The sequence below is a fragment of the Gluconobacter sp. P5E10 genome, assembly GCF_018812145.1.
Lineage (GTDB): Bacteria > Pseudomonadota > Alphaproteobacteria > Acetobacterales > Acetobacteraceae > Gluconobacter > Gluconobacter cerinus.
The window spans coordinates 201,293-216,075 of record NZ_JACRVZ010000002.1 but is presented as its reverse complement, the minus strand read 5'-3'; the positions used below and the strand labels follow the sequence as shown (position 1 = coordinate 216,075).

11 protein-coding genes are annotated in these 14,783 nt (G+C 56.6%); 7 read left to right on the top strand and 4 right to left on the bottom strand.

Going from position 1 to position 14,783, the window contains the following annotated elements; translation table 11 throughout:
- Positions 1 to 24: 24 nt before the first annotated feature.
- Complete coding sequence (pgm, locus tag KP707_RS04970; protein ID WP_211502346.1) at positions 25 to 1,671, top strand: phosphoglucomutase (alpha-D-glucose-1,6-bisphosphate-dependent); 1,647 nt, start codon at positions 25 to 27, stop codon at positions 1,669 to 1,671.
- Positions 1,672 to 1,782: 111 nt separating this feature from the next.
- Here the strand turns inward: pgm and hflX are convergent, their stop codons facing one another.
- Entirely contained in the window at positions 1,783 to 3,135 is a 1,353-nt protein-coding gene (hflX, locus tag KP707_RS04965; protein WP_211502345.1) for a GTPase HflX, read from the bottom strand.
- Positions 3,136 to 3,326: 191 nt separating this feature from the next.
- Between hflX and KP707_RS04960 the strand changes: the two genes are divergently transcribed.
- Positions 3,327 to 4,355 (top strand): MYG1 family protein, encoded by a 1,029-nt coding sequence (locus KP707_RS04960; RefSeq protein WP_211502344.1) that lies wholly within the window; start codon positions 3,327 to 3,329, stop codon positions 4,353 to 4,355.
- Positions 4,356 to 4,425: 70 nt separating this feature from the next.
- On the opposite strand, the gene KP707_RS04955 is transcribed toward KP707_RS04960, so the two are convergent.
- On the bottom strand, positions 4,426 to 5,490 hold the full coding sequence (locus KP707_RS04955; RefSeq protein ID WP_211502343.1) for a low specificity L-threonine aldolase: 1,065 nt from the start codon (positions 5,488 to 5,490) through the stop codon (positions 4,426 to 4,428).
- Positions 5,491 to 5,573: 83 nt separating this feature from the next.
- On the opposite strand from KP707_RS04955, the gene folD reads away from it, so the two are divergent.
- From folD to KP707_RS04940, 3 genes are read left to right on the top strand one after another with little or no spacing between them, the layout of a single operon-like run.
- Positions 5,574 to 6,482 (top strand): bifunctional methylenetetrahydrofolate dehydrogenase/methenyltetrahydrofolate cyclohydrolase FolD, encoded by a 909-nt coding sequence (gene folD / locus KP707_RS04950; RefSeq protein WP_086633491.1) that lies wholly within the window; start codon positions 5,574 to 5,576, stop codon positions 6,480 to 6,482.
- A complete protein-coding gene (locus tag KP707_RS04945) occupies positions 6,482 to 7,231 on the top strand; it encodes a methylenetetrahydrofolate reductase (protein WP_211502342.1) in 750 nt (249 codons plus the stop codon). Before folD ends, KP707_RS04945 begins: the two co-directional genes overlap by 1 nt.
- Before the next feature lie 28 nt (positions 7,232 to 7,259).
- Positions 7,260 to 9,224 carry a M1 family metallopeptidase gene (locus tag KP707_RS04940; protein WP_211502341.1) on the top strand — a complete coding sequence of 655 codons (1,965 nt, stop codon included), beginning with the start codon at positions 7,260 to 7,262 and terminating at the stop codon, positions 9,222 to 9,224.
- Positions 9,225 to 9,304: 80 nt separating this feature from the next.
- Here KP707_RS04940 and KP707_RS04935 read toward each other — a convergent pair whose 3' ends face one another.
- Both KP707_RS04935 and KP707_RS04930 read right to left on the bottom strand, forming a co-directional pair.
- Positions 9,305 to 9,721, bottom strand: coding sequence for a flagellar biosynthesis regulator FlaF (locus KP707_RS04935; RefSeq protein WP_249202796.1), 417 nt, complete (start codon positions 9,719 to 9,721; stop codon positions 9,305 to 9,307).
- A 104-nt stretch (positions 9,722 to 9,825) separates the two neighbouring features.
- Positions 9,826 to 11,754 carry a flagellin gene (locus KP707_RS04930; RefSeq protein WP_249202795.1) on the bottom strand — a complete coding sequence of 643 codons (1,929 nt, stop codon included), beginning with the start codon at positions 11,752 to 11,754 and terminating at the stop codon, positions 9,826 to 9,828.
- Between the two features lie 183 nt (positions 11,755 to 11,937).
- Between KP707_RS04930 and KP707_RS04925 the strand changes: the two genes are divergently transcribed.
- A complete protein-coding gene (locus KP707_RS04925) occupies positions 11,938 to 13,170 on the top strand; it encodes a putative DNA modification/repair radical SAM protein (RefSeq protein WP_211502339.1) in 1,233 nt (410 codons plus the stop codon).
- Positions 13,171 to 14,613, top strand: a complete 1,443-nt coding sequence (locus KP707_RS04920; RefSeq protein WP_211502338.1) for a UdgX family uracil-DNA binding protein — start codon at positions 13,171 to 13,173, stop codon at positions 14,611 to 14,613.
- Positions 14,614 to 14,783 lie beyond the last annotated feature (170 nt).

Here is a 14,783-nt window from a genome sequence, read left to right as displayed (position 1 = left end):
GGATCTGTTAAGGATTTTGGATTAATGGCCAATATCAGCCCCCTCGCCGGAAAAACGCTCGATCAGTCGCAGTTGACGGATATATCGGCCCTGGTTGCCGCTTATTATGATCGCAAGCCGGACGTCTCCATCCCGACCCAGCGTGTTTCGTTCGGGACTTCCGGGCACCGTGGTTCGTCTTTCCATACCAGCTTCAACGAAGGCCATATCCTCGCCATCTGTGAAGCAATCTGTCGGTATCGTAAGGCGGAGGGGATTGATGGACCGCTCTTCATTGGCATTGACTCGCACGCCCTGTCGGCACCGGCACAGCGCTCGGCCATTGAGGTTTTCGCGGCCCACGGCATTGATGTCCGCATCGACCAGAACGATGGCTACACGCCGACGCCCGTCATTTCCCACGCCATTCTGACCTATAACAAGGGCCGCACGACGGGTCTGGCCGATGGTGTGGTTGTCACGCCGTCACATAACCCGCCGACGGATGGTGGCTTCAAGTACAATCCGACGAACGGTGGTCCGGCAGATACGGCCGTGACGAAAGCCATTCAGGACATGGCGAATGACCTGCTGGCGAATGGCCTGAAGGACGTAAAGCGCCTGCCTTACGACGAAGCCAAGAACGCACCGTCCATCAAGCGCTATGATTACGTAACGCCGTATGTGGCCGATCTGGAAAACGTCATCGACATGGCGGCCATCCGTGATGCGGGCGTGAAGATTGGTATTGATCCGCTTGGTGGCGCTGCGGTTGGTTACTGGAAGCCGATTGTTGAGAAGTACGGCCTGAACGCCACGATCGTCAGCGATGTCGTGGACCCGCAGTTTGCGTTCATGACGGCAGACTGGGACGGGCAGATCCGTATGGACTGTTCTTCGCCCTATGCCATGGCGCGTCTCATCAAGATGGGTCAGGACTTTGACGTCGCGTTCGCCAATGACACGGATGCAGACCGTCACGGCATCGTGGCCATGCCGGATGGCCTCATGAATCCGAACCACTATCTGGCTGTGGCGGTTTCGTACCTGTTCCAGAACCGCCCCGAGTGGAAGCCTGATCTTGGCGTCGGCAAGACGCTGGTGAGCAGTGGTCTGATTGATCGCGTTGTCGCGGATATGGGTCGCAAGCTGGTTGAAGTGCCAGTGGGCCTGAAATGGTTCGTGCCGGGTCTGATGGATGGCTCGCTGGGCTTTGGCGGCGAGGAGAGTGCAGGCGCAACCTTCCTGCGTCGTGATGGCTCAGTCTGGACGACCGACAAAGACGGTCTCATTCTCGGCCTTCTTGCTGCGGAAATCACAGCCAAGACAGGCAAGAACCCGAGCCAGCATTACCATGAGATCATCGCTCGCCTCGGAACGCCGTATTATGCGCGGATCGACGCGGCGGCGAACCCGGAACAGAAGGCCAAGCTCAGCAAGCTGGCGCCTGAGCAGTTCCCGCTTGAAGAACTGGCTGGTGACAAGATCATTGCCAAGCTGACGAAAGCACCGGGTAATGGCGCGGGGATCGGTGGCCTAAAGGTTGTGACGGAAAACGGTTGGTTCGCAGCCCGTCCGTCCGGCACGGAAGATGTTTACAAAATCTATGCCGAGAGCTTCAAAAGCCCAGAGCACCTGAAGGCCATTCAGGACGAGGCACAGGCTGCAATTTCCAAAGTCTTTGCGTCTTGAAGGTGTTGCCCTCACAAGCGCAGTAACAACATTGGGCCACCATCTTTAACAAGATGGTGGCCTTTTTTGTGGAACGTCTTTCCCGCGCGGTCAGAAAGGCAGCACGGGCCTTTATTTTCCTGAGAGGCTTCGGTGCAACCGTGCAATGGCACCCGGCAGGCCGCGGATTTTTAGGATGCGACCTGTCTCGTCGTGATCTTCGGACAGGACGCGGGCGCTCTCGTAAATCTCGCCGATCAGTCCTTGTTTCGAGTAGGGCAGTACCAGAACATCATCGACCATTTTCGTCTCGAAGAAGGCGATCAAGCTTTCCCGTAAAGCGCTGACGTCATCTGGTCGATGGGCAGACAAGGGAATGGCGTCGGGATGTTTTTCCAGCAGTTCAGCGCGCCGGGCGTCATCCACTTTATCCATTTTGTTCAGAACAAGCCGGGACGGCACAACATCTGCCCCGATTTCATGCAGAACACTGCGGCTAACCTCAAGCTGCGCTTCGTAGGTTGGGTCCGAGGCATCTACGACAAACAGCAGCAGGGACGCTTCCAGCGCTTCAGACAGCGTAGAGCGGAACGAGGCGACCAGATCATGGGGGAGTTGTTTGATGAAGCCCACCGTGTCGGACACGAGAATACGCGGACGTGTCTCGGGCTGAAGCGTCCGGACTGTCGTATCAAGGGTAGCGAAGAGCTTGTCCTGCACCAGAACTTCGCTACCGGTGAGTGCGCGCATCAGGGAGGACTTGCCAGCGTTGGTGTAACCCACCAGCGCGACGCGGAGCTGATCCCGCCGTGCGGAACGCCGGTTATCGCTATCGCGTTGCACTGCTTCAAGCTGGGTTTTCAGCTCGGCAAGGCGGTCCCGGATCTTGCGGCGATCAAGCGATAGATTGGTTTCACCCGCCCCAGGTCCTTGCTGTCTGCCGCCGCCATTCGAAGATTCCCGCAGGCGTGGTGCAACGTATTTCAGCCGCGCCATCTCCACCTGAAGCTTTGCTTCGCGGGTATTGGCGTGACGATGGAAAATTTCGACAATGACACCCGTACGATCCAGCACCTGCGCGCCGGTAGCGCGTTCGAGATTGCGGATCTGACTAGGTGTCAGTTCGTGGTCAACAATGACGAATTCTGGCTTGCGGGGGCCATCTGAGTCTTCTTCATCGGGCTCTGATGCTTCAACGGTGCCCTCAAAGCGTTTGCGAGCTTTTGTCATCGGGGTCTTGACCATCGGTGTGATGATCCCGCGGCCGCCGGTAATGTCTGCGAGCTCTTCCAGCTTGCCGGCACCAAGGAGCGACGCAGCGCCCGTACCTTCGCGCTTTTGCGAGACGGACCCGATGACGTCATAGCCAAGGGTTTTAACCAGTCTCCCCAGTTCTTCCAGGCTGGCTTCGTGGGCGACGTCATCAACGTCAGGGGTCTGGATGCCGACGAGAACGGCGAGCGGAATGGGGAGCTTTGTTTCCATTCGGCCTTACATAGCACGGATTATGGCAACGCCATTGAAATGCATGCACGGCGTGATTCACTGTTTCGATGAGGCAGAACGAGACGGATTTTCTGCACGTTTCTGACGAAGTTTGTTGTCTGGGGCTGGGGGGTGCGGCATGAGAAGGCACAATCAGAAACCACCCTTTTGCCGTCAGCAGGTCCGTACAGATGTCACAACACACCCCAATTGGTCTCGAAAAAGAAGCCAGAACCGTCAAGGCATTGACCCATTCGGGCAATTTTCATGCCGACGAGACGCTGGGTTACGCCATTCTTCACTACGCTCTTTCGCCGGAAGGCAGCCTGCGGGGGCGTGTGCTCGGTGAGGACTCAGACGACCGCCTGCAGTTTGTGCGCACCCGGTCACCGGAGCGTATTGCAGAAGCCGATATCGTTTTTGATGTCGGCGGTGTCTTTGATCCGTCCATCGGGCGGTATGACCATCACATGAAGGACAAGCCCCTGCGTGATGACGGGACGCCGTATAGCGCTGCGGGTCTGTTGTGGAAGGACTACGGCCACGCTGCCATCCGCAATATCGTCACGACACCGGTGACCGAGGACATGGTTGCCGCCATCTGGCAGTCGCTCGACAAGTCCCTGATCATTCCTGTTGATCAGGATGACAATGGCGTGGCCAAGATGGGCAAGCTGTCTCTTGCGGATATTGTTTCTGCGTGCAGCCCCGCATGGGATACTGCGGAGCTTTACGGAGCGCAGGAAGCCAAAAAGCGTGAAGCTTTAGGGTTTGCGAATGCGGCAACGGCCGTCGCATCCCATCTGGTCAATATGGTTGACCGTGTACGGGCCAGCCTCAAGGCCGCTAACCGCGTTGTGGAAGCTTACGAGGCCGCGGAAGACAAGCGCATCCTTGTCATGGAAACAGGAATGCCCACGGAAAAGGTCATTTTCGAGCGGGATCTTCCGGTTGTGTATGTTGTCTCTCCAGCAGGCCCGGAGCAGTGGAACGTGAAAGCCATTCCCCCTGTGCGCGGCGATTTCGGGCAGCGTGTGTCACTGCCGGAAGCCTGGGGTGGGCTGGAAAAAACTGCGCTAGCGGCCGTTTCGGGCGTTCCGGATGCAGTTTTTGCACATCCGGCTCGTTTTATCTGTGGTGCGGGAAGCCGGGACGGGGCCATCACCATGGCGCGCCTGGCGTTGGAAATTGATGCGGCCCTGAAATCCAAAGCTGGCTGATCGTCGTCACTAGAAGAACGTTGATCCGGAAAACACCTCCCGGATCAACGTCTTGTTTGTAAATGCTGGTTCAGGCTGCAATTTCTGCAAGCAGCGCGTCTACATCTTCTGGCCGGGTGTAGTAACTCGTGACCAGACGGATCAGTGTGCCAGAGACGTCTTCCGGTGTAGGCCAGCGGTAGAATGTGTAGCCAACGGCTTCCAGATCTTTCAGAACCAGATCTGGCAGAATGACGAAAACCTCGTTGCTCTGCCGTTCATAAGGCATCTGGGCCGCCGGATGGCGACGAAGCCCATCGACGAGGCGCTGGGCCATCTGGTTCGCATGCGCGGCGTTCTGGAGCCACACATCGTTTTCCAGCAATGCGTGAAGCTGCGCACTCAGGAAACGATGCTTGGACCACAGATTGCCACTGCGTTTGATGCGACGCAGAAACTCTTTAACCAGTGGGCGTGTCCGCTCATTGAGGAAAAAGACCACGGCTTCCGCCGCCATTGCGCCAGCCTTGGTGCCTCCGAAGCTCAGAACATCCACACCTGCTTTCCACGTCACGTCTGCCGGAGAGCAGCCAAGATGGGCCACGGCATTCCCCAGGCGCGCGCCATCAAGATGCACACTCAGGCCATGGTCGTGTGCGATGCGCGTCAGTGCGGCCAGCTCCTCCAGACTATAGACAAGTCCCCATTCGTTCGCCTGTGTGAGTGACAGGGCTTGAATGACAGGGCTGAGAATGCCGCTTTCCTCATTATTCCTGAGAACGGCAGGCATTGTCGCCGGGTCCAGCTTTCCTTCTGCGGATGGAATGCAGACGAGCTTGGCACCATGCATGTAGAATTCCGGGGCGCCACCTTCATCCGTATTGATATGGGCGCTCTGGTCGCACAGCACGGCTCCGTAAGGTGAGACCAGTGCGGAAAGCGCGATACTGTTGGCGGCAGTTCCAGTCGCGATCGGGAAAACAGCCACTTCCGTCTCGAAGATGTCCCCAAACCGTTTGTTCAGGGATTGGGTAAGATCATCCGTTCCATAAGATCCAACACTGCCCTCATTGGCGGCCAGCAAGGCTGCCATGACTTCAGGGCAGATGGGGGTAACATTGTCACTGGCGAAGTTCTTGCGTATTTCCTCGGACATAAAACCATCCTTTTCCTGCGCACGACGCGGGCTGTAGTCTGAATCGTAACTGAAACTGCAGCCTGTTGCCATCCGGAGAGCCCATGAGCACGTTTCCCCCTGAACTGGCCGGCAAACTCATAGATGGCAAAGGTATTGCCCGGTCTCTGACAGACCGTATCGGCCGGGAAGTTTCCAGCTTTATCGAGCAGGGCAACGCCGTGCCGGGTCTGGCAGTCGTTCTGGTCGGCAACGATCCCGCATCTGAAGTCTATGTGAAAAACAAAGCCATTCAGACACACCGTGCTGGCATGCGCTCCTTCATGCACATGCTGCCGCAAAGCACGAAGCAGGAAGAGCTTCTGGAGCTCCTTGCACAGCTGAACGCGAACCCGCAGATTCACGGTATTCTCGTCCAGCTTCCGTTGCCGCCCCAGATTGATCCGGTTGTCGTGACGAATGCGATCGCGCCGCATAAGGATGTCGACGGGTTGGGTGAAGTGAATGCCGGGCGCCTGTCTCTGGGCATTGACGGGCTCGTCCCCTGCACGCCGCTGGGATGTCTTATGCTGCTACAGTCTGTTCATAAGGACATGACGGGCAAGCATGCTGTGGTGATCGGGGCGTCCAGTCTGGTTGGAAAGCCCATGGCGCAGCTTCTGTTGAAGCAGAACTGCACGGTCTCGGTCGCGCATATCCATACGCGGGACACACGAGCACTGGCACGTGAGGCAGACATTCTGGTTGTGGCAACTGGCAAGCACGGTCTTGTTCGCGGAGACTGGATCAAACCGGGCGCTACCGTCATTGACGTTGGTATTACGCGCGTCCCGACGCCTGAAGGCCGGACACGACTTGTGGGAGATGTTGCTTTTGAGGAAGCGCTCCCCATTGCAGGCCATATTACGCCTGTTCCGGGTGGCGTTGGCCCAATGACGATTGCCTGCCTCCTACACAATACGCTTCAGGCTGCGCGCGTTACACAGGGGCAAAGCAAGGGTGAAGCCCTCTGATGCGTGTTTCTGTTGAACTGGTTCCCCGCTCGGAAGACGCGCTGTTTGATGATGTGGCGGTGGTACAGAAAGTGCTTCCGCAGGTCGGTCTTCTGAATATTCCGGACCTGATCCGGTTTGATCTGCGCAGTGACGATGCTGCTGCACAGGTTAACCGTCGGTCAGACATGGATGTGATTCCGCATATTCGGGCAATCGATATTGCTCCCGACGCGCCCCTTCCGGGTGCAGATCGTCCAGAATTGAAATCTGTGCTTGTGGTGGCAGGCGACCCATTGCCTGCGGGAAGTGATCGAGTTTCCTACCCTAATACTTCTGCGGAAATCATTGCGCGGTATCGCAAGGAAGCGCCGCATCTGGATGTTTACGCGGTATTTGACCCTTACCGCAGGGCTCCCTGGCTAGAGCTAGAAGATATCGCCCGGAAGAAAGACGCCGGGGCCTGCGGTTTCTTTACTCAACCGTTGTTTGATCTGCACATGCTCCAGCTCTCCATGGACTGGTTGCGGGACGATACGGTGTTCTGGGGCGTTTCACCCGTTTTGGGCGAACGATCCCGCCGATACTGGGAGCGCGTTAACCGTGTGGTGTTCCCCAAAGACTATGACGATACCCTTGAAGGGAACGTCCATCTTGCGCGCCAGATGCTGACACTGGTGCGCGAAAAGAACGACAATGCCTATCTTATGCCTCTGAAAGTTGATCTGGCATCTTATCTGGGCGGCCTAGGTGATATTATAACGGGGTAGGAACTAACGAGCGGAGATCATAGCCCGGATGCGCGTATGCCTTTTTCTCTTACCCCTTCTGGGAGGCGCGCTGGTTCCGGCCGCTCTTTCGGCCAAAACCCTCTCTGACCCGGCTCCGGTTTTTGCTCCGCTGACACTGCCTGATGCCCCGAACGTTTATCGTTCGGGCTCTGGTCTGCCCGGACCACAATACTGGCAGAACCGAACGGATTACGTCATTCGATCCCGCATCGACACGCAGGCGCATGTCCTGCATGGGGCCGAAACCGTCACATACAGCAACAACAGCCCGGAAACGCTGGACGTTCTGTGGGTTCAGTTGGAGCAGAACCTCTATCGCACAGACTCACGGGCCTCGTTCTGGGGTAAATTCCCATCGGGTGGTCATCATACTTCCGGCATGGAAATCGAGCGTGTTTCCATTGTGCAGGGCGGCCATGAAGTTGATGTCACGCCGCTCATTACCGACACCCGGATGCAGCTTCGACTGCCCCGAGCCCTTGATGCTCATGGCGTCGCAGTCATTAAAATCGAGTGGCACTATACAATTCCGGGAGAATGGGGAGGTCGTACGGCTGTCACCCCGTCTCGCGAAGGCGAAATCTACGAGATTGCTCAATGGTACCCGCGCCTGAGTGTGTATGATGACCGCGCGGGATGGAACACTCTGCCCTATCTCGGGCAGGAGTTTTATCTGGAATATGGCAATTTCGATTACACCGTCACTGTTCCGTGGAACTTCACGGTCGTCGGGTCCGGGGCACTCCTGAATCCGGAGCAGACCCTGACGACGACCGAGCGTGCGCGACTGGCTCAGGCGGCCCAGAGCGACAATCGCGTCATGATCCGGACCATTGATGACGTGACAGACCCCAAAAGCCATCTCAGGCAGTCTGGGGAAGTGTCCTGGCATTACGTTATGCGCAATAGCCGCGACGTGGCCTTTACGGCATCGCCTGCGTTCCTGTGGGATGCTGCTCGTATTAACCTGCCGCCGGTTGCGCCCTGGGCCAATTATCGTCCGGTTCCGCGGCTGGCGATGTCCGTTTATCCCCGCGAAGGCATTGGCCCGCATGGATGGGACCGCTCAACGGAATACGTCAAACATGCCATCGAGTATTTCTCGTCTCAATGGTACGAATATCCATGGCCAAATGCCGTCAATCTGGGCGGGCACGGGGCCGGAATGGAATATCCGGGTATTGTGTTTGACGGCATGAGCGACCGGGATCCGGAGCTTTTCTGGATCACGACGCATGAGTTGGGCCATGACTGGTTCCCGATGATTGTGGGTTCTGATGAGCGGCGTAATCCGTTCATGGATGAAGGGTTCAATACCTTTATCGATGCGTATGCGTCAGATCATTTCCACAACGGGGAATTCGCGCCAAAGCGCGACCCGGAATTTGCTCCGAAAACTGGCAATCCTGCACAGGATATCGTTCCTGTCCTGACGGATTCAAAAGCGCCAAACCTGATGGCGGGGGCCGACGAGGTCTCCGAAACTTACCGCCATAGCGTTGTCTATTTCAAAGGAGCTTACGGGCTGAAGCTTCTGCGAGAGCAGATTCTCGGGCCTGTGCGTTTTGACGCTGCCTTCCGTCGCTATATTGCCGTCTGGGCTTTTCATCACCCATCGCCATCGGATTTCTTTCGCTTGATGAGCAGCGAAGCCGGTGAGGATCTCTCATGGTTCTGGCGCGGATGGTATTTCTCTAACGCCGCGCCTGATTACGCTGTTGGAACTGTGGAGCAGAAAGGAACAGATCCTGTGTCTGTACAAGTTCTGAACTACGGCACCTTGCCTCTTCCTGTTGTTCTGCGCGTCGAATATCAGGACGGAACAACGCTGGGCCGCCGTATCCCGACGGAAGCTTGGCGGCAGACCAGCGATTTGAAGGTCACGTTTGAAGCCCATGGTCCGGTGAAGGCCGTAACGCTTGATCCGGACCATGTCATTCCGGACGTTGACCGCAGCGATAACCGTAAATGACACGCCACCATTCCTGACATGCAATGTGTGTCAGGAACGCAAAAACTCCCATGTCCTGAAGGGCGTGGGAGAAGTAGTTGTCACCCGACCATTTGAATAGCTACGCGAGTTTCGTTGGATGCTGCGGGTCCCGCATATGGGGAAGGGGCAGCAGAAGCTGACAGACCTTCAATCATGTCCATATTGATATCAATGAGAGCCTGAAGGGATGTATCCGAGTTCAGCGCAACATTGGCGTAACGCATGGACCAGGTTCCAACGGTCGTCAGGTCTTTGCGTAGAATTGCATCCAAAGGGCAGTCTGTCCGCTGGACCCCTTGCATCAGAATGCCCCAGAGTTTGAGATTGGCAGACAATGCAGCCTGCCGATCTGAGCGTGTTTTTGCGGCCGAAAGCAGCCCATTAACGTGTCTGAACGCCATGGCTTCCACTTCTCGTGGCGGAAGATAGGTGCCGGACTGGTTCTGGTATTGTGACATGCCATAAGTCACGGACATGATGCTCCTTTACAAAAGGACTGTTTCAAAAGACTCCCGGGAAACGGGAAACTTTTGGAACAGTCCAGGAAGGGGCGCTGGCTTTCACCTGCGCCCCGCCGACATCAACCGCGGAAGAGCGACATGATGTTGGAAGACTGCGAATTCGCAATCGACAGCGACTGAATGGCCAGCTGCTGCTTCGTTTGCAGGGACGTCAGTTTGGCGCTTTCCGCTGCAAGATCAGCATCCGTCAGAGCGCCCACGCCCGTCGTCAGGGCATCCGACAGCGTGCTGTTGGACGTCTGAAGCTGTGTAACGGTATTGGAAGCCACACCAATGCTGGAAGAAATGCGGCTCATCTTGTTGATGGCGCCAGTGACAGCAAGCTGTACGACATTCGTGCCAGTGGTAGAGGCGATCGAGACAGGCTTCTGAATGCTGGCACCAACAATACCATCACCTAGCGTTAGTGTTGTGCCCTGAGCCACGCCAGTCAGCTTGCCGCTTGAGTTTGTCAGGCCCGTGGCCGTTGCCAGCGAGGCTGTGTAGCTGGCTTCTGTTCCATCTGTTGATGTGACAGCATCGAATTTGGTTGTCTGGTTCGTCGTTGTGTTTGTAACGGTGTAAGAACCAGCGGACCCAGTGACAGTATAACCCGCCGTTGCAGTGGTTGCAGCAGTCAGGGTGCCATCGGCAGCTATGCTGATCTTGTGATCGCTATCCGTCGCGCCAAGAATTGCGTTGATGCTGTCGGTCATTGCCGAAGCTGCATTGTCAGACAGCGGGCTGCCAGCACTTGCCACATAATTGGTGACGTTCCCGGTGCTGTCGGTAGCGGTGAGCGCTGTATGACCGTCAACATATGCGGCAGAAGACGGAACTGACAGGGTCGTCGTTGCTGCGCTGCCGTTGGACAGGTTGACGCTGGAAGAATCCAGGTTGCCGCCAGCGACTGTCAGCGTGCCGTCGTTTTCCAGCTCTGCGCCAAATCCGGCATTTCCAATGGCTGTGACAAGCGTGGAAAGTTGATCGGCCTTCGTGTTCGTCGCGGAATCCGTGCGTGCACCGCTGATGTTGACGTCCACGATATTGGTCATGGCTTTTGCGTTACCATTCGCATCGAGGTCCGCAGCCTTTGTGACGCTGTAGGCCATGTTGCCACTGGCGTCAGCTTTGGCAGAAATGGAGTCCCCGTTTTTGAGCGTATAGACTGTTGTGCCGTCGGACTGACTCTTCGACGTAGCGCCATCAATGCTCAGAGCGCCGTTTGACCCGACCGTAACAGTCGCTGCCGTCGTCAGTGCATTGGAAATTGCCGATCCAACTGCTGAGGATGCCCCCTTTGCTGAGGAACCCGGCTGAGAATCCATTACAAAAGACGTCGTAATGGCTGGGTTGGCAGCAGTTGCACTGGAGGCACTTGCTGCAGACAGGTTCTTCAGTGTCAGGCTCGTCGCAGTGGTGCTGTCGCCGGTGCCCGTGATGCTCATGGCCGTGGCATCAATGGTTGCGCCCTTCATGTCCGTGCTCAGCCCCTGCAAGCCCAGACCTGTCGAGGTGGCATCAGCGCCATTCAGCGTGAAGAGGTTTCCGTTGATGTCCTGAGCAGCAGAAATCTGCGTGTACTTCACGCTGCTGCTGGTTGAGCCGGACAGCAGGTTCACACCCTGGAAGGTCGAGTTCGAAGTCGCCACATCAACCTGGGACAGGTAGCTGCTCAGCTGGGTGTTCAGGGTATCCTGATTTTCACCGTTATTGGCAGCGTTCGTCACGGTCTCGGAAATATTGCTCAGGACGGTCGAGATAGACCCGGCCTGCGAAGAGGCCGTGCTGAGAACCTGCCCAGCGAACTGAAGACCTGTCGAGACACCGGACAGAGCCGAAATCTGGGAATTCATTGTCTGGGAAATGGCGTAAATGGCCGGGCTGTCAGAGGCGGAGCTGACGCTCTTGCCCGTGGACACGGCGTTCTGCGTCTTGCTCAGCTGGTCCGTCGTCTGGTTCAGGACCTGAAGAGCCGACATGGCGGCTGTATTTGTATTGATTGACATGGACATCGAGACATTCTCCGTCGGTGCAGTTTTGCTCCTTCACGATAGGCCTCGAATGGTTAAGGGAACCTGAATCTTCATCTTTAAAAAACGGTGACAGGGTTTGACAGGAAACAGGCAAACAACCGGTAAATTTTAAGCAGTTCTTGCATTTTATAGACAGGAACGAAATAAGAACAATGCATGAAGAAATCTCTGTCTGAACGTCTTGCGATTCTGTCCGATGCGGCAAAGTATGATGCGTCCTGCGCGTCCAGTGGATCGACGCGCCGGGACTCTGCCAAAACAGGAGGTCTGGGCTCCACGACCGGGAACGGGATCTGTCATGCCTATACGCCGGATGGGCGTTGTATTTCGCTGCTCAAGATCCTGCTGACCAATTTCTGCGTTTACGACTGCGCCTATTGCATCAACCGCTCGTCCTCAAATGTTGAGCGGGCGAAGTTCACGCCTGATGAAGTGATCTGGCTGACGCTGGAGTTCTACCGTCGGAACTGCATTGAGGGGCTTTTCCTGTCTTCGGGGATTATCCGGTCGTCCGATCATACGATGGAGCAACTTGTGCAGGTCGCGCGGGACCTGCGGCTCAAGCATGGTTTTCGCGGATATATCCATCTCAAGACGATCCCGGATGCGTCTCCCAAATTGCTGGAAGAAGCTGGGCTTTATGCGGATCGCTTATCGATCAACGTCGAAATGCCGACAGAAACGGGCCTGAAGGATTATGCACCGGAGAAGGATGCCGGAAATATCCGTCGCGCGATGGGGGACATGCGTCTCAAGATTGATGCAGCCAAAGAGAAGACACATACAGGCAGGCGTGCAGGGCGCTTTTCGCCGGGCGGCCAGAGCACACAAATGATCATCGGGGCAGATGCCGCGACGGATCAGGATGTTCTGGCCAGTAGCTCAGGCCTTTACGGGTCTTACGGCCTTCGTCGCGTTTACTATTCAGCCTTCAGCCCCATTCCGGATGCTTCAGCGATCCTGCCTGTGCGTAGCCCCCCGTTACAGCGGGAGCACCGGCTGTATCAGGCGGACTGGCTGTTCCGGTTCTATGGCTTTGATTTTGGCGAACTGACAGCATCACGGCCCAATGGAATGCTGGATCTGGAAATTGATCCCAAGCTGGCCTGGGCTCTGGATAACCGCGCGCAGTTTCCTGTGGACCTGAATCTGGCCTCCAAAGAAATGCTGCTACGGGTTCCCGGGCTCGGGGTTCGGACCGTTTCTGCGCTGCTGTCTGCGCGAAAACACACGACAATCCGTTTGGAAGATCTGGCGCGGTTGAACGTCTCCATCAAAAAGGTGCGTCCGTTCGTCAAGGCATCCGGATGGAGCCCTGCGCGTCTGACGGATCGTCAGGATTTGCGCACTCTTTTTCTGCCGGCTCCACAGCAGATGCGGCTTCTGTAAATGCCGGTGACAGTCAGGCTCGCGGATACCAGCGCGTTTGAAGGCTGGCGCGAAAAGGCCAGAATGGCGCTTCAGCGTGACATTCCTCCGGACCAGATCCTCTGGCGCTATCCTGAGGCCGATCTGGATCTGTTTCACGCGGCTGAAAATCAGACGTTTGAGGGCGAAGTCGTGCGGGATGTTCGCCTCAAAGCATCGAGCCTGCCCCTTTTGAAAGATGTTCTCTGCCACTCCAGCGCCGATCGGTTCGCATTAGCTTACCGGCTGCTCTGGCGTCTTCAGAGTGATCCGAACCTGTTGTCGGTGGTGACAGATCAGGATGTGGCGCAGGCGCGTCGCATGGTGCATCAGGTTCGCCGGGCGGCCCATAAAATGACGGCTTTTGTGCGCTTCCGGGAGCAGGGAACGTCTGAGACGGGTCGGCGGCGTTTTCTTTCCTGGTTTGAGCCGGACCATCATGTGCTGGAAAAAGTCTCTTCTTTTTTCGCGGGCCGTTTCGCAGATATGGACTGGATGATCCTGACACCGCGCGGCTCTCTGCAATGGGATGGCGAGACGGTACATTGCTCTTTCGAGCCCTGTGAAAAGCAGGTGCTTGATGATGACGTGGATCAGCTCTGGCAGACCTATTACGCCTCGACTTTCAATCCTGCCCGTGTCCGGACGAAAGCGATGCGCAATGAAATGCCGCGGCGTTACTGGCATAACCTGCCAGAGGCGAACCTGATTCCCCATCTGGTGGCTCAGGCGGAAAAACGCGTGGCTGAAATGGCAGCGCAGGAGGCTCTTCCCGCGCCTAAATTTCATCAGGCTCTGCAGAATCGCCAGAAAGCCGTTCCGGCTGCGGTGCCAACAGCAGGCAGTTGGGCAGATCTGAAACAGCAAATTCGCACTTGTCAGGCCTGCTCGCTTCACTGCCATGCTACGCAGGCGGTCCTTGGGGAGGGGCCTGAGACGGCAAAAATCATGCTGGTCGGTGAGCAGCCGGGCGATCAGGAAGATCTGGCTGGGCGTCCTTTTGTCGGTCCTGCAGGCTCTCTTTTAAAGGAGTGTATGGCGGAGGCGGGCGTTGAACCCCAGGCCCTCTACATGACGAATGCTGTAAAGCATTTCCGGTTCACCACGCGTGGCAGACGGCGCATTCACCAGACGCCTGGCGCTGAGCATGTTCAGGCGTGTCAGCCCTGGCTGCGGCAGGAAATAGCCTTGGTTCGGCCGCAGCTTGTCGTGACGCTTGGGGCGACAGCATTGCGCGCAGTTGCGGGGCCTACGGCTCAATTGAAAGACTTTCGGGGGCTGATGCGTGAGGACGCGCAAGGCGGACACCGTCATCTGAGCCTCGCTCATCCATCATGGATTCTGCGTCTGGGACCAACCGAGCAGGCCGAGCAGGAACGTCAGCGCCTGATTGAAGGTCTGAGAAAGATGCAGACCGCCCTTTAAGGGTAACATTCTGCTCAGGCGTTGCGTGGAGACCCTTTCAGGATAAGAAAATTTCGTCTCACGGATGAGCGCGCGCAAGGAAAAATCTTCCCGGCCTGAAAGGAAACGCATCAGTTTTTTCCGGCTTGAAGACGGCCATACAATATGTCATGGATGACCGAACCGATCGG